Origin of the sequence: Verrucosispora sioxanthis (genome assembly GCF_010560025.1) — a bacterium.
GTDB lineage: Bacteria > Actinomycetota > Actinomycetes > Mycobacteriales > Micromonosporaceae > Micromonospora > Micromonospora palythoicola.
Genome location: NZ_SAIY01000005.1, coordinates 1 through 23,475, shown reverse-complemented (window position 1 = coordinate 23,475; position 23,475 = coordinate 1). Strand labels below are relative to the sequence as shown.

The window sequence follows — 23,475 nt, the reverse complement described above, 5'->3', positions numbered from 1 at the left end:
CGCCAACTGGGCGCACGAACTCGTCAACACCGGTCAGCTGGCGGAGGCGGACCGGGTGTTGCGGGGACTGGTCGGCCACGCCCAGGCCCTTTCGCCCAGCCCCGGCAGCTTCCTGGTCTTCCGGCTGCTCGGCCAGTGCGCGCGGATCGTCGGTCGGCTCGACGACGCCCGTAGGGCGTACGCGATGGCCTTCGAGGTGGCCGCCGCCATGCCGGAGAGCGACGGGGAGCGGGCGGTGGACCTGCGGGTCGCGGCGATCATCGGGATGGCCACCGTCGAGATCGCCGATGATCGTCTGGAGCAGGCGGCCAAGTTGTTCGGCATGGCGACCCAGCTCGCGGAGCTGGTTACCGACAAGATCGGCCTGGCCTCGGCCCTCTCCGGGCACGCGGAGGTGTTGCACCAGCAGGGCAGGGACGGTGCCGAGGAGCTCTACCGGCGGGCGCTGGCCCAGCCTGGCGTGGCGGGGCCCCGGCGGGGGATCCTGCTGGACAACCTGGCCCGGGAGTTGTTCCGGCAGGGCCGGCACGACGAGGCGATCGAGGCAGCGGCTGGGGCCGTACGATTGCTGGCCGACTCGCCGGCCCGGTACGACGCCTACAAGGCGATGATCAATCTGGCGACGATGCGCCGGGAGGCAGACGGCGGCTCCGCCGGTGACGCATTCACCGCCGCCCACGACCTCATTCACGACCTGCACTCCGAGGTGGACGCCGCGCACTACACGACCGGCTTCCGGGCGCGGGTCGAGCGCATCGAGGCGGCGACCCGGGAGCGGATGGGCGCTGACCCGATGGCCCTGGCCCACCCGGCCTTCCGGGAGATGGTCGCGAAGCTGGACCCACGGATACGTCGGGATCTGACGATCGGTGCGCCGGCCTATTTCGCCCAGCGGGCGAGTGAGGATGGTCAGCGGCATCTGTTGGAGCACCGCTACGGCGAGGCGGAGCGCTCCCTGCGCACGGCCGGGGAACTGTGGAACCAGCTCGGCGCCGTACACGCGCTGCCGGCGGTCTGGTCGTCCCTCGGCCTGCTCTACACCACGGTCGGTCGCCACGACGAGGCGCTGGCACTGCTGGAGCAGGCCCGACGGACGGCACACGAGATCGGCGACGCCCGCGCCGAGTTCACCGCGTTGATCAACCTGTGTACGCTGCTGTCCCGCGACCCGACCCGTACCGGGATGACCCCTGTTGGAGCTGGCAGCGCAGGCTCGGGCGCTGATCGCCTTCCTGACCGCGCAGATCCCCGTCGAGAACACCGGCGACCTGGGCATCCTGGACTCCATCATGGCGGGGGTGGCCTGCGGCTACGGCGCGACGGCGCTCGCCGACCGCTACCTGCTGGCCTCGATCGACACGATGCAGCGCGCACACGACCGGCACGGTGCGGAGCTACCCTTCGCCGGCCTGGACCGGTTGGCGCTCCGACTCGGCACACTGGTGCTGAACTGGTCGCGCTCGGGCCGGGCGGAGCAGGCCGCGCCCTTCCGGGCCCGACTTGTCGCGTTGCGCGACGAGGCGACAGCGGCGGCCGTGCGCTATCCGGCGGACGCGGCGCTGGGCCTCGCCGCGCTGGCCGCCGGCGAGCGCACCGAAGAGACGCTGCGGGTGCTCCGCGACGCCTGCGACGGTTACGACGAGCTGCGCCAGGGGATCGCCGACCTGAGCGAGGCGGCAGGCTACGGTGCGATCTTCACGCCGCCGTTTGTCGAGGCCGCGGACCTGGCGGTGGAGTTGGGCCGGGTCGAGGAGGCGTTCGCGCTGCTGGAACGGGCGAAGTCGCGGGCGCTGCTGGAGGCGATGCGGGACCGGGAGACCGGCGTCGACCCGGCCGACCCGCTGGTGGCCCGTGAGGCCGCGCTCTGGGCCGAGCTGCGGCGGCTGCGTGCCTCGGGCATGGACGTCGGCGGCTCCGTCGATGTCGAGGAGCGTCGACGGCTGTTGGTGCGTCGGATGTCGGCCTCCGAGGAGCAGTCGCGGGTACGCGGTGAGCTGCATGACCTGTGGCAGCAGATGGCCACGACCCATCCGACGATGCGCGCCCACCGGATGGCCGAGCCGATCACTGCCGACGAGGTGGCTCCGTTACTGGCCGACGCGGGAGACGCCGTCCTGGTGGAGTACCTGACCGGCCCGTTCGGCGTGTGGGCGTTCACGTTGAGCGGCACCGACCTCACCGCCCGACGTCTGCTGGGGCCGCACGATCCCGGCGCGGTGGCCGCCACCGACGTCGACGGCTGGGCGGACCTGCTCGCCTCGGCGGACGACGACGGGCTCCGCGAGCTGGTCGAGCATCCGGTGCACGCCGCGCTCACCGCGCCCATCGCCGACGTGCCGCCCAGCCGGCCCGTGTACGTGGTACCGCACGGCACCCTGCATCTGGTTCCCCTGCATGTGCTTCCACCGGCCAGGACCGTCGACGATGCCGGTGCAGCCGGGCCGTCCGATACCGCAGACATCAGGGTTCGGCCCAGGACGTACCTGCTGCCGAGCGCCTCGCTGCTGCGAGCACACCGGTCAGTCCCCGCACGCACCAACCCGCGCGGCGGCGAACCCGACAGGCACACCGCGTCGGTGGGCCGCGTCCTCGTGTGCGGCGATACCCTCGGTGACCTGCCGTATGCGCGTGCCGAGTGCGCCTACGTGGCTGCCCGGCTCGGCGGCTCGGGGCGGACCGGCGCGGCGGTCACCTCGACCTGGCTCGCCGACACCCTCGCCGGGCCCGAACGCCCCCGGTTGGTGCATCTGGCCTGCCACGCCGTCTTCGATCGGCGGCGCCCCGAGCGCAGCGGACTGGTGCTTGCCGCGCCGACACCTGGTGCGTCGAGGAACCTGGACGAGGGTATGCGGGGACGGCATCTCGACGGGGACCGGCGACGCGGCGAACCGCTGGATCCGCGCGCCGCCGCCGAGCCGGATTCGGGCGCCGATCTGGTGAGCCTGGCACGACTGGCGCAGTGGAACTAGAGCGGGGCGCTCGTCGTCCTGAGCGCCTGCGACAGCGGTCGGCATGAGGTGCGCGACGGAGACGAACTCGTCGGGCTGGGCCGGACCCTGCTGGCGGCTGGCGCCAGCGGCCTGGTGACGGCGATCCGGCCGGTCCCCGACCTGGCGACGGCGCTGCTGATGGGTTGGTTCTACGACGGGCTGGACCCGGCGGGTCAGCTTGGTTTGGCACAGGTCGGCACGGTCCTCGGCCAGGCGCAGCGGCAGTTGCGCGGGGCGAGTGCGGCCGACCTGGTGGAGCGAGGCGTCCACCTGGTGGCGGCGGGGGGCGACCAGGCCGTGCTGGGGTGCCGCACCATCGCCGTGGCGCACCGGACGGCGGGCGAGATGGAGGCGTTCGTGACCTGGCAGCGCCATCTGAGCAGGCTCGTGGAGGGTCAGCCACTACCGGCGGGGGCGACGTCCCGACACGTGTCCACGAGCGCGCCGGCGTACCGGACGGTCCGTCCGTTCGCCGGACTTGCCGACTGGGTCTCGTTCACCGTGTACGGCGCCGCGCCGGCCGGAACGTAGGCTTTACCAGCACAGCGGACGGTCCGGCGCGGGCGACGATGATCGGCGGCTCCGTCGCGACCGCCTACGGCTTGCGGGCAAGCAGCCCGACGAAGGTGTGGTAGGTGTCGGTCTGCTTCGGCGCGGGCGTGTCCGGATCCGGACGCCACTCGGCGAGCGGCACCAGGCCCGGCTCCAGCAGGGTCAGCCCGTCGGCGAAGGAGAGGATCTCCTCGTCGGTACGCCAGCGACCGGTACCCAGCGACTCGTTGAAGACCCGCTCGACCTCACGGGCCTTACGGGAGCCTTCCGGATCCCGCTCACCCGGGTCACGGAAGTGTGAGATGGCCACGTAGCTGCCCGACGGCAGCGCCTCGATCAACTCGGCCGACACCGCTCGCGGCTCCTCGTCGTCGCCGAGGTGGTGCAGGATCGCGAAGAGCAACAACCCGATCGGCCGGTCCAGGTCGAGGAACTGACGGACGTCCGGATGACCGAGGATCTCCTGCGGTCGACGGACGTCGGCCTGGATCACCGTTGCCCGGCCCTCCGCGGCGAGCAGCGCCCGCCCGTGCGCCAGGACGATCGGGTCGTTGTCCACGTAGACCACCCGGGCGCTCGGGTTGTGCTCGGCGGCGACCTCGTGCACGTTGCCCTGAGTGGGCAGCCCCGACCCGATGTCGAGGAACTGGTCGATGCCGGCCTCGGTGACGAGGAAACGGATCACCCGACGCAGGAAGGCCCGGTTCGCCTGGCCGGCGGCCGGGCCGTCGGGAGTGATCCGCAGGGCGTGCTCGGCGACCTTCCGGTCGACCTCGAAGTTGTCCTTACCGCCCAGAAAGTAGTCGTAGACCCGGGCCACGCTGGGGACGGTGAGGTCGATTCCGGGGGGTGCGGCCTCGTCGCGGGTCACAATGGCATCTCCATCCGAATCTGACCGACGCACCGGGGGTCTGTTGGGCGGCGCCGGACCTTGGTGCGAAGTGTAGCGATCGGACGGTGCGGATTGTCGCCCCGCTGGTATCGCTCCCAGCAGAGGCGACGTTCGCGGCTGCTCGAGAATACGGCTGACCCGTGGCGCTCGCGAAGGTCGTGGTGGCCGACGGTCGACGTCGACCTGGCCCGACCGTCGGAAATCCGGATCCCGGGTCACCCTTTGCGGGCGACCCGGGATCGGCGTTGCCGTCAGCGCACCTGGTCACCCTCGCCGGTACGCGCCTGGGCCTGGTCCACGCCCTTGTCGATGTGCTGGTCGTACTTGCCGCCGGTGCGCTTGTCGGCCATGTCACCGGCCCGCTCCAGCCCTTGGTCAACCTGCTTGTCGTGCTTGTCCGCGAAGTCCTTGGCCTTGTTCATGAAGTCACCCACGATGGTCCTCCTGTTCCGGGGATACCTTCGTCGGGTTCCCTCGGCGTGGCGCCGCAAACGCCGGCAGATCGGACGCAACGGCCCGGCCGCGCCAGCAACGGAGTGTCACCACCGCGTTGCCTGTGCTGGACGGCCGGCGCGCCGGCCGTCCAGCACAGGTGGTGCTCAGCCGGCGCTGCACACCGGGGTCAGGCCGGTGGCGGTCCCGACGCCCTGGAAGCCGAACTCGGTGGACTGGCCGGCGTTCACCGAGCCGTTGTAGCTGACGTTGCTGAACTGCACGGTGCCGCTGCTGCCGGAGCGGTTGGCGTTCCAGGCGTTGGTGACGGTGGCCCCGGAGGGCAGGGTGAGTTGGACGCTCCAACCGCTGATCGGCGCGGTACCGGCGGTGACCCGCACGGTGGCGACGAAGCCACCGGTCCAAGAGTTCAGCGACACCGTCGCGGAGCACCCGGTGGCCGGCGGCGTGGTCGGCGGGGGTGGGGTGGTCGGCGGCGGTGGCGTGGTCGGATCGACCGGCGGCGTGGTCGGCGGGACGGACGGCGTCACCGGCGGTGTGGTCGGCGGCGTGGTGGGGTTGCGGCCCTTGTTCAGCTCGTCGAGAACCGCGTGGTAGGCGGCCTTCTTCTGGTAGCTGCCGTTGCCGCCGGTGAACAGCAGGCCCCGCTCCGAAGAGCGCCACGACTCGCTGTCGGAGATGCCCCAGACGGTGATGCCGGTGCACTGTGCGACGTTCAGGCAGGCCCGGACGACCTTGCGGTAGTTCTCCGCCTGGCCCGCTCCGATGTCGTTGTTGCTCAGGTCGTCGTCGATGTCCAGCTCGGTGATGTGCACCTCGACGCCGAGGTCGGCGAAGCGCTGGATGTTGGCCTGCAGGTCGTCGGTGATGATGCTGTTCGGGTTGTCGTTGAAGTGCGCCTGGAACCCGACGCAGTCGATGTACTGCCGGTAGTTGCGGACGATGTCGTAGAGCGCGTTGGCCTTGCGGTTCGGGGTGCCGCCCTGGACCGTCAGGCCGTCGACGTCGTAGTCGTTGATGCAGAGCTTGGTGGTCAGCCCACCGGCCTGCACGACCTGCTTGGCCCGGATGAACGAGTCCCGCATGACGTCGGTGTCGCCGGCGTCGAAGAAGTCACCGTCGCCGTTGGCGTCCCGGTTCATGGTGTGTGGCCACTGGTTGCGCCGCCGGCCGGTGTTGTTGTCCTCCAACGCCTCGTTGACGACGTCCCAGTAGGCGATCCTGCTGCCCCAGCGGTTGATGGCGTTGCCGATGAAGGTGTTCAGCGTCGCCTGGCTGGCACCCTGCAACGCGCCGGCCTGCGAGTGCCAGACCAGCGTGTGGCCGCGGACCAGCATGTTGTTGCTCTGGGCATGGTTGACCAAGGTGTCCGCGCCGCTGGTGTTCTGCAACCCGCCGCTGGAGGTGGCGATCCTGTCCGGCTTCATGTCGTTCTCGGGCGTCAGTTGGCTGAACTCCTGCCCGACGATCGGGTAGAGCCGGTTGGGTGAGGCGGCGACGCCGAAGAACAGCCCGGCCTTGGCGGCTGCGGCCCGCAGCGTGGTCTCGGCGGCCGCGGCGGGGGCGCTGGACTGAACCACCACAGCGCTGCCCATCAGCAACAACACCGCCGCCGGCAAAGCTGTTCGAGCAACCTTTCTACGGTGCCGCAGGTCGCTGTGCACGGGTCCTCCTTGGTGCCGGACGTCATCTATCGACGCGGATGCATGTCCCGGACGGTCAGTCTCGATATCGGCCGGCCGCGATGTCAACAACTTCCGGAAACATTCCGGAAATCGTCTCAACGTGGGTTGCTCGGCTGCACCAGGCCCGTTTCGTAGGCGACGATGACCAGTTGCGCCCGATCACGTACCGCCAGCTTGGTCAACAACCGTCCGACGTGCGTCTTGACGGTGGTCGGGCTGAGATTGAGGTACGCGGCCAGTTCCGCGTTGGACAGGCCACGGGCGATGAGCGTGAGCACCTCCCGTTCCCGCTCGGTCACCGCCTCCAGCCGTCGCGGCAGCGGCCGGGCCGGCTCGGGTCGACGCGCGAACTCGTCGATCAGCCGCCGGGTCACCGTCGGCGCGAGCAGTCCCTCCCCGGCGGCCACCACCCGGATGCCGGCCAGCAGATCCGCCGGCGGGGTGTCCTTGAGCAGGAACCCGCTGGCTCCGGCGCGCAGTGCCCCGTAGACGTACTCGTCCAGGTCGAAGGTCGTGAGGATGATGACCCGGGTGCCGGTGCCCGTCGGGTCGCCGCAGATCCGTCGGGTCGCCTCGATGCCGTCCATCTCCGGCATCCGCACGTCCATCAGCACCACGTCCGGCCGGTACTCGGCCGACAGCGCCACGGCCGCCGCACCGGTGCCCGCCTCAGCGACGGTGACGAGGTCCGGGGTCGAATCGACCAACAGCCGAAAACTGCCACGCAGCAGCGCCTGGTCGTCGGCGATCAGCACCCGGATCACGCGTTCACCCGGTAGGGCAGGCCGGCCGTCACCACGAAGCCGCCGCCGGAGCGTGGGCCGGCGTGGAACTCGCCGCCGTGCAGCGCCACCCGTTCCCGCATACCGATGATCCCGTGCCCCTCACCGACCGTCGAGACCGGCCGGCGGCCGTCATCGGTCACCTCGACCCTGACCTCGCCAGGGGCGACGATCACCGTCACCCGGCAGGTGGCCGGCGCCGCGTGCTTCACCACGTTCGTCACCGCCTCCTGCACGATCCGGTACACCGCCAGACCCACCGACTCCGGCACCGCTTCGGCCGATTCGTCCCGTCGCACGTCGAGACGTACGTCGACACCGCCGATCGCGGCCTGCCGGGCGAGCGCGGGCAACTCGTCCAGTCCGGGTTGCGGGGCGTACGGGGTGTCCTCGCGCAGGACACCGAGCACCCGGCGGACGTCGGTCAACGCGTTGCGACCGGTCTCCTCGATCACCCGCAGGGCGGCTCCCGCCTCGCGAGGGTCGGCCTCGGCGACGTGGTTGGCGACGGCCGCCTTCACCACGATGAGGCTGAGCGTGTGCGCGACCACGTCGTGCAGTTCCCTGGCCACCCGTAACCGCTCCTCGGCCGCAGCCTGACGGACCAGGTGCTCGCCCTGACGGACGGCGACGGCACGACGCTCCCGGACCAGCCAGCCGATCATCCCAGCCGGCACGATCATGACGGCGGCGTAGCCGACCGCGCCGGTCCGCGACCAGAGATCACTCTCGGTGAACATCAGGGCGATGCTCACCAGAGCGAGACAACCGGCGGCGCAGAGCACCGACCGGTGCGGGCTCGTCGACACGGCCACCGTGTAGACGGACAGACCGACGGCGAGCCCGGGCGCGGCGGCGGCGTAGTTGGGAACCACGCCGCTGATCAGGGCGACGGCGGCGACACAGCTGATCACGACGGCGACCGTGATCGGCCACTGTCGCCGGACGCCCAGCGGCAGCCCGAGGGCCATCCCGACGAGCACCGACACCCACAGCGGTTCGTGCACTCCACCCCGCAGCGGCGATTCCAACGCCGCGTACGGGCCGAGCAACCCGCCGACCGCCACGGCGAGTACGACGTCCACGGTGGCCAGTTCCGCCGGCCGGAGCCGCCGGGTCAGCAGGAAGGCGGTCACCTGCCCGAGCGTATCGGCCACCCGGACCGGGCGCGTCCACCCGCGGGTGGTCATCCTCAGGCAGGACGTCTGGTGCGTTCCAGGATCCCGGATCCGCTCCGGAGCGGACCGGAAAGTGTCCGCTCCGGCACGACGCCCGGCACCCGCCGGAGCCGGCACCCTGGCGGTCATGACCACACAGACGGTGACCCTGACCGGGTTACGCGCCGTGTACGGCACCGGGGCGCGCCGGGTGACGGCGCTCGACGACGTGACGACCAGCTTCGCCAGCGGCACGTTCACCGCGGTGATGGGCCCGTCGGGCTCGGGCAAGTCCACCCTGCTGCACTGCGCGGCCGGGTTGGACAGGCCCGCCGAGGGGACCGTCGTCATCGACGGCAGACGCCTCGACGACCTGGGCGAGGACGAGGTGACTCGGCTGCGCCGCGAGCGGATCGGCTTCGTGTTCCAGGCGTTCAACCTGGTATCGACGCTGACCGCGGCGCAGAACGTCGAGTTGCCGTTGCGCCTGGCCGGGCGCCGTCCGCCGGCCCGGGACGTCACTGCCGCGCTCGCCGCCGTCGGACTGGCCGGTCGGGCCGGGCACCGGCCGAGCGAACTGTCCGGCGGCGAGCAGCAACGCGTCGCCGTGGCCCGGGCGTTGATCACCCGTCCGGCGGTGGTCTTCGCCGACGAACCGACCGGGGCACTGGACAGCGCGGCGTCCCGGCAGATCCTGCGGCTGCTGCGCGCACTCGTTGACGACCACCGGCAGACCGTGGTGATGGTGACCCACGATCCGATCGCCGCCGCGTACGCCGATCGGGTCCTGCTGCTCGCCGATGGCCGCATCGTCGACGACATGACCGGCGGGATCACCGCCGCGGTCGTCGCCGCGCGGATCGCCGAGCAGGAGACGGCTCCGGCGGGAACCACCGTGGAGCGGTCGTGCTGAGTGTCCGACGGTCGGTGAGCGCGTTCGTGCTCGTCGCCGTCGGTGTGGCACTTGTCGCGGCGGCCACCCTGCTGCTCGCCTCCGGACGCCCGCGGGTGCCCGACCGGCTGGCATACGCGGCAGTCGTCGTTCAGAGCCCCGAGGCCGGTGCGCCGGCTGACTCGTTCGCGCCGACCCGGCCCTGGTCGGCCGCCAGGGCAGCGGAACTCACCAGCAGGCTGACCGAGGTGCCGGGTGTCACGGCCGTGGTGCCGGACCGGACCTTCTACGCCCAGGCGCTTGTCGACGGCCGGCCCCCTCCCACCGATGGCCAGCGCGAGGACGCCCACCAGGGGCACGGCTGGTCCAGCACCCGGCTGGGCGGGTTCCGTCTCACCGCCGGGCAGCCACCCCGGCAGGCCGGCGAGGTGGTCGTCGACCGTGCGCTCGGGCTGCCTCCCGGCGGGCCGGTCACCCTGCTCACGGCGGCAGGGCCCCAGTCGTACACCGTCACCGGTCTGGTCGATGCGCCCGGCGTCTACGTCGCGGACGAGGTCGCCGCCGCACTCGCGCCCGGTGTCCGGGCCATCGGTCTGCTCATCGCGCCGGACGCCGATGCCGAGGACGTCGCCGCGGCGGCTCGCGGTGTCGTCGGCGGCGACGGCCGGGCGCTGACCGCCGACGGACGCGGCGCGTTGGAACCTCGGGGCGACGCCCGCACCCGCTGGATCGGCATGCAGGTGCTCACCGCCACGGCGGCTCTCGCCGGCTTCGTCACGGTCTTCGTGGTCGCCTCCGCCTTCGCCTTCACGGTCGCGCAACGCCGCCGTGAGCTGGGTCTGTTACGCGCCGTCGGCGCCACAGGTCGTCAGGTCCGCCGCATGGTGTACGTCGAGGCGCTCGTCGTCGGTGTCACGGCCGGCCTCGCCGGGCTGCTGGTCGGCGCGGGGCTCGCTCCGGTGCTGGATCGACTGCTTGTCGACGCCGGATTCCAGCCGGCGACCTTCCGGGTCCGCTACGAGCCCTGGCCGGTCGCGGTGTCGCTCGCCGCCGGGCCGGTGATCGCGCTGCTGGCCGTCTGGTCGGCGTCGCGCCGCGCGGCACGCGTTCGCCCGCTGGAGGCGCTGCGTGCGGCGGCCGTGGAGCAGCGGCCGATCGGACGGCTACGGTCGCCACCGGGGCACTGCTCGTCGCGGTGGGGGCCGCCCTCAGCCTCGGTACCGCGACCTCCGACGACGCCCGCAGCGCCGCCACGTTCGCCCTCTACGCGGTGATGGCCCTGGTGGCTGGCGCCGCGGTGCTCGCCCCGGCGGTCGTCGGCCCGGTGGTGCGGATGCTGCGTGTGCCGGTGCGTCGACGAGGCGGTGCGATCGGCATGCTGATCCGGGCCGGGGCGTTGACCGCGACCCGACGAACCGCCTCGATCGCCGCCCCGGTGCTGCTCACGGTGGCGTTCGCGGTGCTGGTCTCCGGCATGGTGCGCACCACCACGGCCGCCTACGCGGCGGGTCGGGCCGGCGACGTGAACGCCGGTTGGATCGTCGTGCCCGACCGCACACCCGGCCTGTCGGACCAGGCCGTCACGGCGACCGGGGGGACCGCCCTGCTACCGACGACGGTCTTCGTGAGCGACCCGAGCACGCCGCCGGAGAACCGGCCACTGACCGCACTCGGCGTGGACCCGGCGGGCTTCGCCGCCGCGAACCGCGCGCTCACCGTCGTCGCCGGTTCCCTCGGCGACCTCAGCGGCGACGACACGGTGGTGCTCACCGCTACGGCGAACCGGCAGCCGACCGATCCGTTCGCGCTGATCTTCGCCGACGGGGAGCTGGTGTCGCTGCGCGTGGTGGCGGTCGTCACCGACGACTCGATCCCGGGCGACCTGCTGCTGCCCCGGTCGGTGGTGCGGAAGCACGACCCCTCGGCACTCTCCTCCGCGGTGTACGTCCGGGAGCGGATCGATCCTCCGCCCGGAGCGCGGATTCTCGACGTTGCCGCATGGGCGGCCGAGGCGGACCGTGCGGAGGATCGTCTCGTCTGGCTCGCCACGCTGCTGCTGATCGCTGTCTCGGCCGGCTACGGAGCCGTCGCGGTGGCGAACACGCTGCTGATGGCCGCTGCCGGTCGGGTGCCGGACCTGCGGCTGATCCGGCTGGCCGGCGCGACCCGCAGGCAGGTCATCTGGCTGGTCACGGCCGAGTCCGCCCTGGTGGTGCTGATCGGCGCGCTGCTCGGAGGCGCTGTCGCGTTCGTCGGTCTACTGAGCATCCGTGCCGGGCTCGCCGAGCAGGCCGGTGTACCGGTCGACCTGGTGGTGCCGTGGTCGGTGGTCGGCGGGGTGGTGGGCCTCTGCCTGCTGCTGGCGGCGCTGGCGAGCGCGCTGCCGACCTGGCGGTCACTACGCCATCCGGCCGCGCGGCCCCCCGTCGACGTCGTGGGGTGAAAGTGTGCCTAGTCGTACGATCGGATCCTCGGACGAGGATGAACGGGGGCGTCGATGCGTGTGGGAAGGATCAGCCGGGCGGCGACACGAACTCTCCGAAGCGGACCAGCGCACCGGAAAGAGACTCGCCGAGCGGATCCGGCCCAAGCTCGAGGCGCTTCGCGAGGCGGGGGACTTCGCGCCGGGCTCCACCCGGCGAGCGCTGCTCGACCTGGCATCGCGGCGGACGCCATCGAGGTCACCGGCTCGGCTGTCGAATTCGGCTGCCTGGAGCCGTTCTCGCATTGACGACGACGAACCGCCCTATGTCGCTCTGGTGACTGCATCAGCCCGGCGCTGTGGCCCATCGTGATCCCGGCGGCTCTTGTGAGGGCCCGCGGAGGAGGGACAACGTGACGGTACAGGTCGGCTCGCTCGTCTACCGGGACAAGAATCTGCCCCAGCACGCCGCTGCGGTGGGGGCTGTGTCAGCCGGGATACCTGCTCTGCTGTTCGGCAGCTCGACGAAGCTGTGGAAGTTCGTCGACGTCGACGCGCTGGCCAAGGCGCTGGCAGTGCTGCTGCAAGCGAAGTGGGCCGGCGGGTCGGTCGCGCCGCCCCCCGCAGTCGCGCTGAGCTACGTCGCTCCGTCCGGTGCGGAGAAGCCTGGCACGGTGCGTATCGGCCGGGGTCAGGCGGTTGTCGAGTACTCCACCCTGCTCGACCTGCAGCAGGCCGAGGTGTACCAGGCGCTGGTTCAGGGTGCGGCGTGGCTGGGCAGCCCCGGATTCGCCGCGCTGGCCGCGGACACGGTGGCCGATCGCTGGCGGTTTGGCGACTGGAGTGACGTGGCCACGTCGTTGCAGGGGTGGGTGCCGGGCACCGGATATCCGCAGCAGTTGATGGCCTACCGCGTGGTCCGGCATCCGGCGAGTGTGCTGACCTGGTATGACCCGGTGAACATGACGTTCAGCCGCTTCCAGTTCGACAACTTCTTCGGCGCCTGTGGCCCCACCGCCAAGTACCTCGTCGGCCGTATCCAGGACCTCGGCGGCCACGTGGAGCTGTTGGCCGAGGAGAAGGGACTGTACGGCGCCAACGGCGCTGCCAAGCTGACCCAGCTGGTCCAGGCCACCTATCCGAACCCGGTTCTGATCAACGTGGTGAACGACGCCATCCACGAGTTCGTTCTGGAGCGAGCCACCGATGGAACGGCTGCGCTGTTTCAGGGATATCTCGGCGCGTACGACGCGTTCTGGTGGGCCGAGTTCGATCGGAGCCATGTCAGCCTCAGTGGCAACGAGCTGAGCACCTTGCGGGACCTGCGTACCACCTACGGCGGTGGTCGGGCAGTGCCGTTGCCTACCCTGCTGGCCAACCTGGGCACCTTCATGCAGGTCGACCAGCTGCGCAACGCTGGTATCGCCTGGCGGGCGCTGCCGTTCCTGCCCCGAGAACGCTTCAATGACGACGGGTTGCCCAGCTTCGACGTCAAGGTATGGCAGATCACCCAACCGCAGGCAGTGCTGAGCGCGTTGCGGGCTCGCCAGATCATCGACCAGCAGTTCGCCTCGTGGCTGTGTCTGGCCGTGCTCAAGGAGGCCGAGAAGGCCGCCCCGCAGTAGCGGGCAAGGCCAGCCGTCCTCGTGCCGACAAACCAGCCGGCATTCTGGAGTTGATGAAGGTGCTCGCCGGGCGCCTTGGCGGGTGGCGTTGGTGCGTCAACTCGGGGATGATCATCGCCATGTCCGAGCATGATCTGGCCGGAACCTGGCGTGGAATCATCCGAGGGGACGGCAAGTCCTGGGTCGTATTCGCCCACGGCACGTGCGTCGTACTCCCAGACCCCGGACCCAGCGCCGACCTCGCCGCCCAGGCCGTCGACATCCTCCGCGAGTACGGCCCCGTCTACGCCGGCTCACCTGCTGGAGACTTCGGTACCGTCACCCTCGATCCTGGTCCCGGATGGGTGGTCTACGGCCACCACAACGACGTGCTGACCTATGTGGGGCCCGACGAGGTCTCGGACATCAGCGATCTGGCCGTTGGTCTGTACGGACGCGGAAAGCGAGACCAGGACGGCCATGAGCTGAACGTCGTACACGTCGAGGACAAACGGCCGCGGTGAATCGGAGCGGAGCGTCCGTCGTCGGACGTCGAAGCGGAACCTGGAGCCCCGAGCGCACTCGATCATGAAGTCGCGTTGCGGGTGGGTGCAGAGCGGGTCGCGTACAGCGATGCCAGGAGTTGTAACCGGTCCGAGTCGGCGCTGCCCGGCTCGGCGGTGAAGACCAGCATGACGGGGCCGGGGTTTCCCGGTAGGGGGTAGGTGTCCCAGTCCAGGACGATGTCGCCTACCTCGGGAAACCGGAAGGTCTTGGTGCCGCTCACCGACTCGCGTACGTCGTGCTGCGCCCACAGCCGCCGGAACTCGGCGCTGCGGATGCTCAGTTCGCCGACGATCGCGGTGGCGCGTGGGTGGCTGGGGTCGGTGGCGACGGCGGCGCGCATCATGCCGATGTAGTCCAGCGCCTGCTGCTCCCAGTCCGGGCAGCTACGCTCGTCGGTCAGCGTGTCGTCGAACAGCAGCAGGAGCATGTTGAGCCGGTCGGCCGGGTAGGCGTCCGGGTCGCCGAGGAGCGCCTGCGCCATCGGGTTCCAGTCGAGCAGGTCGAGATGCCGGCCGAGGATGACCGCAGGGGTGTCCAGCACCCGCAGCAGGCGTCGGGTGCCCTCCGGTACCCGCTCCGGATCGCGGTCCACGCGGGCGGGCGCGGGCCGGCGGGCGGCGTGGGCCAGGGTGAACAGGTGCCGACGTTCCTTGTGGTCGAGACTGAGCGCGCCGGCGAGGGCGTCCAGGACGTCGTCGGACGGGCGTACCTCCCGGCCTTGCTCGATCCGCTGGTAGTAGTCGGTGCTCAGCCCGGCCAGCAGGGCCAGCTCCTCGCGCCGCAGCCCGGTGACCTTGCGTCGGCCGCCCGGCTCCAGGCCGACGTCGTGTGGACGCAACCGGCCACGCCGAGCGCGTAGGAAGTCGCCGAGTTCCCGAGCGTACGGATGGGGACCGTTCATGCCGCAAGTGTGCCGTGGCGCGAACCGCCGAAGGTAGGCCCGGCAGACCTAGGCAACCGAGAACGATCGAACCGCCCCGGATCGCTCCTAACGTCGATGGCCCCAGCGCACCGGCACCTTCAGGAGCAGCAGATGACCGGATGGAGCACCGACCGTATCCCCGACCAGCACGGCCGGGTCGCCGTCGTGACCGGCGCGAACTCGGGCCTCGGCCTGGTCACCGCCACCGAACTGGCCCGCCACGGCGCCCACGTCGTGCTCGCCGTACGCAACACCCTCGCCGGTGCGGAGGCCGCCCGCCGGATCGGCGGCGACGTCGAGGTCCGCGAGCTGGACCTGGCCTGCCTGGCCTCCGTGCGGGCCTTCGCGGCGAAGCTGGCCGGCGACCACCCGGCGATCGACCTGCTCGTCAACAACGCCGGTGTGGTGCTGCTCGGCCCGCGCCGCACCTGCGCCGACGGATTCGAGCTGCACCTCGCCACCAACATGCTGGGCCACTTCGCGCTGACCGGCCTGCTGCTCGGGAACCTGGCCGCGGCGCGGGAAGCCCGCGTGGTCAGCCTCAGCTCGATCACTCACCGGAGCGCGCACCTGGACTTCGCTGACCTGATGTTCGAACGGGACTATCGGGCAGCCGCCGCCTACGGCCGGTCCAAGCTCGCCACCACGATCTTCGGCGTCGAACTGGACCGCCGCCTGCGCGCCGCCGGAGCGCCGATCGTCAGCGCGCTGGCCCACCCCGGTCTCACCCGCACCAACCTGACTCCGCGTGCCTGGGAGCACCGTGGCCGGTTCGGGCGAATGATCGCCTGGGGCGGGCTGTTGGCAACCCAGCCGGTGGAGCGCGGCGCGCTGCCGCAGTTGCGCGCCGCGACCGAGCCCGGGGTACGCGGCGGCCAGTTCTTCGGCCCGTCCGGGCTCTGGGAGACGCGGGGCCGGGTCACCGAGGCCCGGCTCAGCCGGGAGGCCGCCGACCCGGCCGTCGGCACGCGGCTGTGGGCGGCAGCCGAGGACCTGACCGGGGTCACCTACCTCTGACGACGCGGTGGTGGGCGTTAGAGTCGCCGGTCATGGGACTTCTCACCTTCAGCTTCAACGTCACCCTGGACGGTTGCGTCGACCATCAGGAGGGAGTCGCCGACGACGAGACGCACGCCTTCTTCACCCGTCTCATGGACGAGGGCGGAGCGATGCTGTGGGGTCGCGTCACCTACGAGATGATGGAGAGCTACTGGCCGGCCGTCGCCCGCGGCGACGTGGAGGCGCCGCCGGCCATCCGAGAGTGGGCGGTCAAGCTGGAGGCCAAGCCGAAGTACGTGGTGTCGTCGACGCGTCAGGACTTCCCGTGGGCGAACAGCCACCACATCGCCGGTGATCTGCGTGAGGGCGTGCGGAAGCTCAAGGACGCGACCCCGGCCGGGGTCCTGCTCGCAAGCGGCAAGCTCGCGACCGAGCTCGACCGGCTGGACCTGATCGACGAGTACAAACTGCTCGTCCATCCCCGGATCGCCGGTCACGGCCCGACGCTGTACCAGGACGGGCTGCCCGGTACGCGCCGGCTGGAACTGCTCTCCGCGGAGCCGCTGCGCAACGGTGCGGTGGCGATGCACTACCGCCGCGCGGGCTGAACCACAGCAGTCCGTCGCCGGCCGGCTCACCCGGCAACCCGGGGTCCTCCTCGGACTTCCCGTGCAGCGCCGACCGACCCGGGTTCACAGGCCGAGACCGCCCACGACGGTGACCTCCTGCCCGGTGAACTCGCCCGTGAGCATGGGCATCGCCTTGTTGATCGCAGCCCTGGTCTCGGGAAGTTGGAGGGACGCGTCGTGCTGCTCCTTGCTCTCCCACACCTCGCTCACCCAGATCGTGACGTCATCGGTGTCCGAGACGCTGACGACGTACAGCTGGCATCCGATCAGCCGCAGCCCCTCGACGCCGCGAAGCAGGATGTCCACCACCTCGTCGCGGTGGCCCGGTGTGCTCTTCATCGATCCGATGTATCCGTACGGCACAACCGCTCCCTGATGGTCGAGGGGCCGCGTTCACGGGTGAGCGCGATCCGAACCTCGGAGGTTACGTGTTCGTGGTCGTCGTGTGGTGCCGTGGTGTGAGGTGGAGCGCCGGCCGGAAGCCGCGCCACCCGCCGGTGCCGGCCGGCTGGGTCAGCAGCCCAGGCTCTCCTGGTACGACCTGGGGACATCGCCGTCGGCGACCTGGTCGGCGATCTCCCAGACGACCTCCGGGTAGTCACCCTCGTCGTTCATGTCGTGCAGCACCTTCCACCGGTGGCTGCTGCGCAACGCGGCCGCCGCCTGCTCGACCGCCTGGGTGTCACCGGCCGAGTCGGCCCGGATCCACTCGGCGATCCAGTCGCAGGTGACCCTGCCGGCCACTGCGGCGCCGAACTGGTACGGGTCGTTGGCCCCGGCGTTGTCCAGTACCGACACGTCGAAGCCCGGCGGGGACGGCAGGTCGGCGAGAATCCTGGCGGCTTCCTCCCGGACGTCGCCGGGCGTGACGATCTCCGGCGGCAGCGCATCGAGGAACGACTCGGCATCCACCTTGATCACGTGGGTGAGGATCCCGTCGAAGGTGGCCCGCGTCCAGTTGCCCCCGGTGCGCACCTCGACGAACGTGCCGTCCTGCGGTTCGCGCATGGCCGACATGTCGTTCTCGCTGTAGGTGAAGACGCTGGCCGGTCGGTCCGCCACGGTGGTCGCCTCCGGTCTGCTCACCTGCAGCCGGTCGTCGTAGTAGTCCTGGTACTGCTCGTCCGGGTACCAGTTCATCTCCAGGCTGCGGTCGCCGTTGCGGAATTCGATGGTGCCGCTCTCCTCGGCGAACCCGTAGACGCTCGTCGCGTTCCAGCCCGGCTCGTCGATCAGCAGGCGCGGGTGCTGCTGCGCGGCCTTCAGGTCGAGTTCCCGCCCGCTGATCGCGGCCGTGCCCACGCCGGGCAGGCCGGTCGGTCCGGCGTACCGGTCGTCGGGCGGCGTGGACCAGACCGACGAGGCGACGACGATGCCGGCCACGGCGGCCGCGGCGGCTGCAGGGCCGGCGAGTCGACGGACGAGGGTACGGCGTAGCGGTCTCGCCGGCACCGAGTCGGGTTTCGGGGTGGACATGATCTCCTCCAGGAGCTGCTCATCCGCCCCGGCGAGGCGCTTGATGATCTCAGGCCGATAGGGGTCGACGTCGCGGATCAGGCGGTCGAGGTGGTCGTCGGTCATCTGCCCTCCTTCGGAACGGGTACGGCCAGGACATCGAGTACATGTCCGGGCGCTTCTGGATCGTCACCGACGAGTTCGCGCAGCCGGGCCCGCGCCCGCGACAGGCGGGTCCGGGCTGCGGTCGCGCTCACCCCGACCACCCTCGCCGCCTCCCGGGGCCGCAGGCCCTCCCACGCGACGAGCAGCAACATCTCCCGGTCCGTGTCGTTCAGTCGACTCAGCGCGGCCTGCACCGCGAGTCGCTGCGGCACCTCGTTGCCGGGATCGGGTGTGGCGAACGCGGTCAGGCACTGCCGGAGCCGCTCACCCAACCGCTCCCGGCGGATCCCGCTGCGGTGGTGGTTCGCCAACACCCGGCGGGCAACTCCGTACAGCCACAGCCGGACCTCATCGTCGCGCGGCAGGTCGGCGCTGCGCCGCCACGCCACCAGGAAGGTCTCCGCGACCACGTCGGCGGCGTCCTCCGGCTGCTGGACACGACGTGAGGCGTACGCGAGAAGCGCTTCGAAGTTGCCGGCGTAGACGCGCCGGAACCGATCCTCAGAGCTCACGTTCTTTGTATGTCCGGCACCAGGCGCATCGTGACACCACGATATCGTCGGCCGACCGGGTCAGCTGTCACCAACGTACCGCCGAACTCACCGTGCACCTGCTCGTCGTGGGGCCGCCGCCGGCCTGGATCGCCTCGTCAGCGCTCGACCGGGTCCCGGGTGAGACAGAGCAGGGCGATGTCGTCGCGCCGCGGCGACGGACCGACGCCGCCGGCCAGAATGTGATCCAGGATCTCGGCCGGGTCGAGGCGGGGTGCGCTGTGCACTGCCGCGCACAGCTCCGCCAAGCCCCGGTCGAGGGGATGGCTGCGGTCCTCGACGAGTCCGTCGGTGTACAGCACCAAGGTGGCGGCGGGTGGGAGGTCGAAGCGGTCCTCACGGTAGAGAACCGAGTCCGAGACACCCAGGGCCGGGTGCGTGGCGAGGCGGACCAGGCCGGTGGTGTGTGCGTCGCGCAGGATCGGGGCCGGATGTCCGGCAAGCACTGCGGTGACGGCACCCTCGGCGACGTCCAGTTGCAGGTAGCAGCAGGTGGCCATGGTGTTCAGCCGCAGCGTCCGGATGAGGTGGTTGACGTTGTTCATGACCGTGGCCGGCCGCTGCCCGGTGATGGCGTACGCGCGCAGGGCGTCCCGGACCTGACCCATCGTCGCTGCGGCCGCGGTGTTGTGGCCGGCGACATCGCCGATCGCGACGGCGACGACGCCGTCACTGATGGGAATGATGTCGTACCAGTCGCCGCCTACTTCGGCGCCGCGGGTCCACGGCAGGTACCGGGCCGCGTGTCGCAGCCCCGCCGTCTGCGGCAGCGTCGCCGGCAGCAGCGCGTGCTGCAGTTCGGAGGCGATCGACACGCTGGTTTCGAACAGCATCGCCCGCTGAAGTGCCTGGGCGCCCAGCCCCGCCAGGGCGGTCAGCGTCGATCTGGTGTCGGGATCGAAGTCGCGTGGTTCCCGATAGCCGACGACGAGCGCACCCAGCACCTCGCCGGCCACGGTCAGCGGGAGGAAAGCCCACGCCTGGCGGGACCCGGGCGGAACGGCCGTCTCCGGGTCGGGCTGAGCGGCGTGGAACTGTGCCAGTGAGGTCAGGTAACAGGGCTGTCCGGTGTGGGCGACGGCCGCCGCCGGGTAGCAGTGCTCGATCGGCAGGTCGTGCAGCCGCGCGATGACCTCTGGTTCGTACCCGGCGTGGTAGGCAAGGCGCAGGGACTGCTCCTGGCGCAGGAGCAACGCCAGGGACTGCCCGCCGGCCGAGGGCCGCAGCACCGATCCGATGGCGGCATACACCTGCGCTGTCGTGCTCGCCGCCACCAACGCCACGGTGACGCTTTCCAGGCTGCGGGCGCGGGCGACGGCCTTCTCGGCGCGGGCCACGCTGTCGGCCAGCTGTCGCTGTTTGTCGACCTGCTCAGTGATCTCCCGGAACGACACCGCGACATGACCGCCGCTGGTACGCCCCACCTTGATCTCCCACACCTGACTGATCTCGGGATAGGTCAACTCCTGCCGCCACGGCTCCCCGGTCTCGGCCACCGTGCGATAGCGATCGAACAGCCCGCTGTCCCAGCTGTGGGCAGAGACATCGCTGAGCCGCTGACCGATCACGTCCTCCACGCTGCGGCCGGTCATCTTGGCCCCGACCTGGTTGACGTACTCGCAGACGAAGTCGACGATCGCTGCACCGGCATCCCGCACCGGACGCAGCACCGTGAACCCGTCGAACGCGGTGTCGAGCATGTCGTACAGCCGTACCGCACCGGCCGACTGCGGAGACACCGTCACCTGACGCAGATCCACGCACCGCACCATGATCCCGTCGCGGTACGGACCCACCCGGAACTCGAAATGTCCGGTGATGGACTGCCGCTCGTAGTAGACCGTGCGTAAGGCCGGCTTCCCCGTCTCCACGACCGACCGGTAGAACGGGAGCGTCCCGTCGTGCACGGTCTCCGGCCACAGGTGCCGGTAGCGGCGACCGATCAACTCGGCGCGCGACCGTCCGACCAGGCCGCACCCCGCGTCGTTGATGTAGGCCAGTTCGAAATCAACGATCAGGCGACCCTCGTGCACCGCCCGGGCCAGTATCCAGCCCTGCGGTTCCAGGTCCAGCATGGCGAGCACCTGAGCGTCAGGCAGCCAGTCGTCCACCTCGCCACCTCCCTCACGCGCCATCGCCGCGCGCAGAGGCATCATCGCCTGCCGACGTCACCTTCACCTAATGTCGTAATCCCTCCGACGCGGAGCACCTCGCTCAGCCGGTCGCGTCGCCGCAGCGCCGACTCGACAGGTACGACCACGGCGGCCGTCGCCAGCAGCGCCACGCCCACCAGGCCGAGCAGCCACCACGGCAGGACCGCCGCCGGGTCGGCGGCCTGCCCGGTGAGCAGCCGTAGCTCGAGCGGGCCGAGGGTCAGGTGGGCGAGCAGGGCCCCGAGTAGCGGGCCGCAGCAGGCGGCGACCACGACCGGCGGCAGCAGTTCGCCCGCGGCGACCCAGCGGATGTCGCGTGGCCGCAGGCCGAGGGTCCGCAGTCGGGTCAGGGTCTGCCACCGCTCCGACGCGCACCGGCGGCGGCGGCGAGCGTGAGGCCGAGCAGGCCCAGCGCCACCAACACCGCGGCGACCGTCCACGCCAGCCGGGAGATCCCCGCGGTCAGCGGACCACCCGCTGTGCCCGCAGGACGTCCGTGCGTAGCACCACGTCGGCGGAGACGCCGCTGTTCGACACGGCCCGCGCCGCGCCGGGGCCGGTCGCCCAGACGGTGTTGGGAACGGCGGGCAGCCCCGCGTCGGCGAGCCGAGGCCTCCACGATGACGACGTCGGCGGCGCCGCCGACGGCGGGAGCAGTGCCGACCGCGGCGAGACCGATCGCCGGGGCGTCGTCGGGCCAGCCGCAGCCGCATGCCGGTCCGCAGGTCGCCGCTGCTCGAACGGACCAGAGCCGGGACGTCAGGGTCGGGACCGGGTGCGGCGAGCCGGGCCAACGCCGGCGCGTCGGGTAGCGGGGTGGTGGCCAGCAGGCGCTGGAACGCGACGGCGTCCACGACGACCAGGCGTGGGGTGAGCAGTGCCGATTCGGTGAACACGTGCCGAGTCGGTCACCTGCGCGACGACGACCTGCTCCACCCCGGGTGCGGCGGCGATGCGCTCGGCGAGCGCGGGCGTCGCGGCGTCGGCATCGGCGTCGACGTCGAGGCGGGCGTCGGCGCCGACGGCGCTCCACGCGCCGTCGGTCAGACCACGGGCGACGGTGGTGCCGACGACAAGGGCGAACGACGCGAGCGCCGTGGCGCTGACAAGTGCCAGCAACGGCAGCGCGCGTCCGGCCGTGGTGGCCGCCTGGGCGGCACCGAACACGGCCAGCGGGCGGCGCGAGCGCAGGGCCTGCCGGAGCGCGAGCCGCACTCCGACGGGTAGCAGCCGCAGCAGGACGAGCGTGCCGGCGAGCACGCCCAGCGCCACGGCGCTGACCGGTAGGACCAGGTCGCCGGTCAGCTCGCCGGTCAGCTCGCCGGTCAGCTCGCCGGTGTCGCCGTCGGCGGCGACGGGTAGCAGCCCGCGCTGGTGCAGGGTCACGACGGCGGCGACCGCGGCGATCAGCACAGCGACCTCCACGGCGGCGCGGCGCAACCGACCGGTGGCCAGGATCCGGCGGCGCGCGGCCGGGTTGGCGGGTTGACGCCGGTCGCGGCTGGCGCGGGCGGCGGCGAGGATGCCGAACGTCGGCCCGCCGACAGCACCGGCCAGGACCACGGGAACGGTCCAGGTCCAGGAGACGCCGGGAGCGACCGCGCGGGCGAGCGCGAGCCCGACGGCGGCGGCCGACAGGGACACCAGGCTGGACTCGATGAGCAGTTCCGCACCGAGGTCGGGTAGCGCAGCCCCACGCTGCCGGGCGGCGCTCAGCACAGCGGTACGCCGGCGGACCAGCAGATCGGCGGCGAGCAGCAGGACCAGCACCGTACCGGTCAGGAGCCCGGCGAGCAGGACGGCGGCCTGTGCCGAGGCGGCACTGATCTGGGTACGGGCGTCGCGCACCACGGTGTCGAGCTGTGATTCCCATTTCAGGGACTGGTCGCGGGCACCTGACGAGCCGGAGGTCGCCTTGAGCGTGACCACCTGCCTGACGAGCGTCGCGGTGGCGTCCCAGGCGAGCGCGTCGGGTTCGGGGGCGAAGTGGACGGTGCGCCGCAGCTGGTCCTCGTCGAAGGCGAGCCGGGCGTCCGGCAGCGACTCGCGCGACAGCAGTCCGGCGATCCGGGTGGTGCCCACGCCGTCGGCGCCGGGCACGGGTCGCAGCAGGGCCGGGGCGAGTCGCCAGGCGGGGTCGGCGCTGTCCACGGGTCGGTAGATCCCGCTGATCCGGACGTCCTTGTCGTGGCCCTGACCGTCCCGGACCGGAATTCGATCGCCGGGGCCGAGGTGCAGGGCGGCGGCGTCCGCCTCGGACAGGCCGACCTGTATCGGCCAGGGCGGTCCGTTGTGGGGGATCTCGGCGGACCGCCCGGGTGTGGCGGGGCCGGGTGCGTCGCCGGCGATCCAGGTCACGTCCGGGCCGCCGAAGTCATCGGCCAGGTAGGTGACCTGGAGGGTACGCGGTCGGTCGCCGTCGGTGATGGTGAGGCTCGGGCTGGTGACAACGGCGATGGGCGGCAGCAGCGCCGCGTCCAGGTCGGTCCCGAGCGCGTACGTCGCCCGGGCGCGGAAGTCGTCGACGTCCTCGGCGAGGCGGGGCATCCGGATCCGCCCGCCGGTGGGACCGTCGTCGCGTGCCCAGTTGGCGTGGACGAGGACG

General features: G+C 71.4%; 19 protein-coding genes and 2 pseudogenes. 8 read left to right on the top strand and 13 right to left on the bottom strand.

The features are described 5' to 3' along the window. Positions 1 to 33: 33 nt before the first annotated feature. Complete coding sequence (locus tag ENC19_RS29340; protein WP_166458695.1) at positions 34 to 324, bottom strand: hypothetical protein; 291 nt, start codon at positions 322 to 324, stop codon at positions 34 to 36. 965 nt (positions 325 to 1,289) lie between these two features. On the opposite strand from ENC19_RS29340, the pseudogene ENC19_RS30275 reads away from it, so the two are divergent. After that, positions 1,290 to 3,521, top strand: a pseudogene (locus ENC19_RS30275) (CHAT domain-containing protein). 64 nt (positions 3,522 to 3,585) lie between these two features. Here ENC19_RS30275 and ENC19_RS15885 read toward each other — a convergent pair. The 5 genes from ENC19_RS15885 to ENC19_RS15865 all read right to left on the bottom strand — a co-directional run bounded on the left by ENC19_RS15885 (position 3,586) and on the right by ENC19_RS15865 (position 8,490). Further along, complete coding sequence (locus tag ENC19_RS15885; protein WP_164447964.1) at positions 3,586 to 4,413, bottom strand: SAM-dependent methyltransferase; 828 nt, start codon at positions 4,411 to 4,413, stop codon at positions 3,586 to 3,588. Between the two features lie 272 nt (positions 4,414 to 4,685). Beyond that, positions 4,686 to 4,868: an antitoxin gene (locus ENC19_RS15880; protein ID WP_164447963.1), complete on the bottom strand. Its 183-nt coding sequence runs from the start codon at positions 4,866 to 4,868 to the stop codon at positions 4,686 to 4,688. Positions 4,869 to 5,033: 165 nt separating this feature from the next. Further along, positions 5,034 to 6,482, bottom strand: a complete 1,449-nt coding sequence (locus tag ENC19_RS15875; RefSeq protein WP_235944832.1) for an endo-1,4-beta-xylanase — start codon at positions 6,480 to 6,482, stop codon at positions 5,034 to 5,036. Positions 6,483 to 6,667: 185 nt separating this feature from the next. Then, on the bottom strand, positions 6,668 to 7,336 hold the full coding sequence (locus ENC19_RS15870; RefSeq protein WP_164447961.1) for a response regulator: 669 nt from the start codon (positions 7,334 to 7,336) through the stop codon (positions 6,668 to 6,670). Continuing rightward, a complete protein-coding gene (locus ENC19_RS15865; RefSeq protein ID WP_309245967.1) occupies positions 7,333 to 8,490 on the bottom strand; it encodes a sensor histidine kinase in 1,158 nt (385 codons plus the stop codon). The genes ENC19_RS15870 and ENC19_RS15865 overlap by 4 nt, the downstream gene beginning before the upstream one ends. A 169-nt stretch (positions 8,491 to 8,659) precedes the next feature. Here ENC19_RS15865 and ENC19_RS15860 point away from each other — a divergent pair, with 169 nt between their 5' ends. The 5 genes from ENC19_RS15860 to ENC19_RS15845 all read left to right on the top strand — a co-directional run bounded on the left by ENC19_RS15860 (position 8,660) and on the right by ENC19_RS15845 (position 13,953). Next, positions 8,660 to 9,424, top strand: a complete 765-nt coding sequence (locus ENC19_RS15860) for an ABC transporter ATP-binding protein (protein ID WP_164447959.1) — start codon at positions 8,660 to 8,662, stop codon at positions 9,422 to 9,424. 14 nt (positions 9,425 to 9,438) lie between these two features. Then, positions 9,439 to 10,677 (top strand): ABC transporter permease, encoded by a 1,239-nt coding sequence (locus ENC19_RS31425; RefSeq protein ID WP_328824264.1) that lies wholly within the window; start codon positions 9,439 to 9,441, stop codon positions 10,675 to 10,677. Continuing rightward, a complete protein-coding gene (locus ENC19_RS31420) occupies positions 10,599 to 11,846 on the top strand; it encodes an FtsX-like permease family protein (protein WP_309245969.1) in 1,248 nt (415 codons plus the stop codon). Before ENC19_RS31425 ends, ENC19_RS31420 begins: the two co-directional genes overlap by 79 nt. 392 nt (positions 11,847 to 12,238) lie before the next feature. Continuing rightward, positions 12,239 to 13,450, top strand: coding sequence for a hypothetical protein (locus ENC19_RS15850; protein ID WP_164447958.1), 1,212 nt, complete (start codon positions 12,239 to 12,241; stop codon positions 13,448 to 13,450). Positions 13,451 to 13,503: 53 nt separating this feature from the next. Next, complete coding sequence (locus ENC19_RS15845; RefSeq protein ID WP_235944831.1) at positions 13,504 to 13,953, top strand: hypothetical protein; 450 nt, start codon at positions 13,504 to 13,506, stop codon at positions 13,951 to 13,953. A 62-nt stretch (positions 13,954 to 14,015) separates the two neighbouring features. On the opposite strand, the gene ENC19_RS15840 is transcribed toward ENC19_RS15845, so the two are convergent. Continuing rightward, positions 14,016 to 14,897, bottom strand: a complete 882-nt coding sequence (locus tag ENC19_RS15840; RefSeq protein WP_164447957.1) for a helix-turn-helix transcriptional regulator — start codon at positions 14,895 to 14,897, stop codon at positions 14,016 to 14,018. A gap of 132 nt (positions 14,898 to 15,029) precedes the next feature. On the opposite strand from ENC19_RS15840, the gene ENC19_RS15835 reads away from it, so the two are divergent. Continuing rightward, positions 15,030 to 15,935 carry an oxidoreductase gene (locus ENC19_RS15835; protein WP_164447956.1) on the top strand — a complete coding sequence of 302 codons (906 nt, stop codon included), beginning with the start codon at positions 15,030 to 15,032 and terminating at the stop codon, positions 15,933 to 15,935. A gap of 32 nt (positions 15,936 to 15,967) precedes the next feature. Continuing rightward, positions 15,968 to 16,525 carry a dihydrofolate reductase family protein gene (locus ENC19_RS15830; RefSeq protein ID WP_164447955.1) on the top strand — a complete coding sequence of 186 codons (558 nt, stop codon included), beginning with the start codon at positions 15,968 to 15,970 and terminating at the stop codon, positions 16,523 to 16,525. Between the two features lie 84 nt (positions 16,526 to 16,609). Here ENC19_RS15830 and ENC19_RS15825 read toward each other — a convergent pair whose 3' ends face one another. The 6 genes and pseudogenes from ENC19_RS15825 to ENC19_RS15805 form a co-directional block, all read right to left on the bottom strand. Beyond that, positions 16,610 to 16,885: a putative quinol monooxygenase gene (locus tag ENC19_RS15825; RefSeq protein WP_166458696.1), complete on the bottom strand. Its 276-nt coding sequence runs from the start codon at positions 16,883 to 16,885 to the stop codon at positions 16,610 to 16,612. Positions 16,886 to 17,059: 174 nt separating this feature from the next. Further along, complete coding sequence (locus ENC19_RS15820) at positions 17,060 to 18,127, bottom strand: hypothetical protein (protein WP_164447953.1); 1,068 nt, start codon at positions 18,125 to 18,127, stop codon at positions 17,060 to 17,062. Beyond that, positions 18,124 to 18,678, bottom strand: a complete 555-nt coding sequence (locus tag ENC19_RS15815; protein ID WP_164447952.1) for an RNA polymerase sigma factor — start codon at positions 18,676 to 18,678, stop codon at positions 18,124 to 18,126. The genes ENC19_RS15820 and ENC19_RS15815 overlap by 4 nt, the downstream gene beginning before the upstream one ends. Positions 18,679 to 18,815: 137 nt before the next feature. After that, positions 18,816 to 20,873: a SpoIIE family protein phosphatase gene (locus tag ENC19_RS15810; protein WP_208020914.1), complete on the bottom strand. Its 2,058-nt coding sequence runs from the start codon at positions 20,871 to 20,873 to the stop codon at positions 18,816 to 18,818. Next, positions 20,870 to 21,310, bottom strand: coding sequence for an FtsX-like permease family protein (locus ENC19_RS30260; RefSeq protein ID WP_235944830.1), 441 nt, complete (start codon positions 21,308 to 21,310; stop codon positions 20,870 to 20,872). Before ENC19_RS30260 ends, ENC19_RS15810 begins: the two co-directional genes overlap by 4 nt. A 319-nt stretch (positions 21,311 to 21,629) precedes the next feature. Continuing rightward, a pseudogene (locus tag ENC19_RS15805) lies at positions 21,630 to 23,475 on the bottom strand (FtsX-like permease family protein); the annotation flags it as partial.

What these genes read in the sequence shown, in the direction of transcription:
- ENC19_RS15825 (WP_166458696.1), bottom strand. Translation starts at nt 16,885, where the DNA reads ATGAAGAGCACACCGGGCCACCGCGACGAGGTGGTGGACATCCTGCTT.
- ENC19_RS15810 (WP_208020914.1), bottom strand. Translation starts at nt 20,873, where the DNA reads ATGATGCCTCTGCGCGCGGCGATGGCGCGTGAGGGAGGTGGCGAGGTG.
- ENC19_RS15875 (WP_235944832.1), bottom strand. Translation starts at nt 6,482, where the DNA reads ATGGGCAGCGCTGTGGTGGTTCAGTCCAGCGCCCCCGCCGCGGCCGCC.
- ENC19_RS15845 (WP_235944831.1), top strand. Translation starts at nt 13,504, where the DNA reads ATGAAGGTGCTCGCCGGGCGCCTTGGCGGGTGGCGTTGGTGCGTCAAC.
- ENC19_RS15860 (WP_164447959.1), top strand. Translation starts at nt 8,660, where the DNA reads ATGACCACACAGACGGTGACCCTGACCGGGTTACGCGCCGTGTACGGC.
- ENC19_RS15835 (WP_164447956.1), top strand. Translation starts at nt 15,030, where the DNA reads ATGACCGGATGGAGCACCGACCGTATCCCCGACCAGCACGGCCGGGTC.
- ENC19_RS15840 (WP_164447957.1), bottom strand. Translation starts at nt 14,897, where the DNA reads ATGAACGGTCCCCATCCGTACGCTCGGGAACTCGGCGACTTCCTACGC.
- ENC19_RS29340 (WP_166458695.1), bottom strand. Translation starts at nt 324, where the DNA reads ATGCCGAACAACTTGGCCGCCTGCTCCAGACGATCATCGGCGATCTCG.
- ENC19_RS15830 (WP_164447955.1), top strand. Translation starts at nt 15,968, where the DNA reads ATGGGACTTCTCACCTTCAGCTTCAACGTCACCCTGGACGGTTGCGTC.
- ENC19_RS15820 (WP_164447953.1), bottom strand. Translation starts at nt 18,127, where the DNA reads ATGACCGACGACCACCTCGACCGCCTGATCCGCGACGTCGACCCCTAT.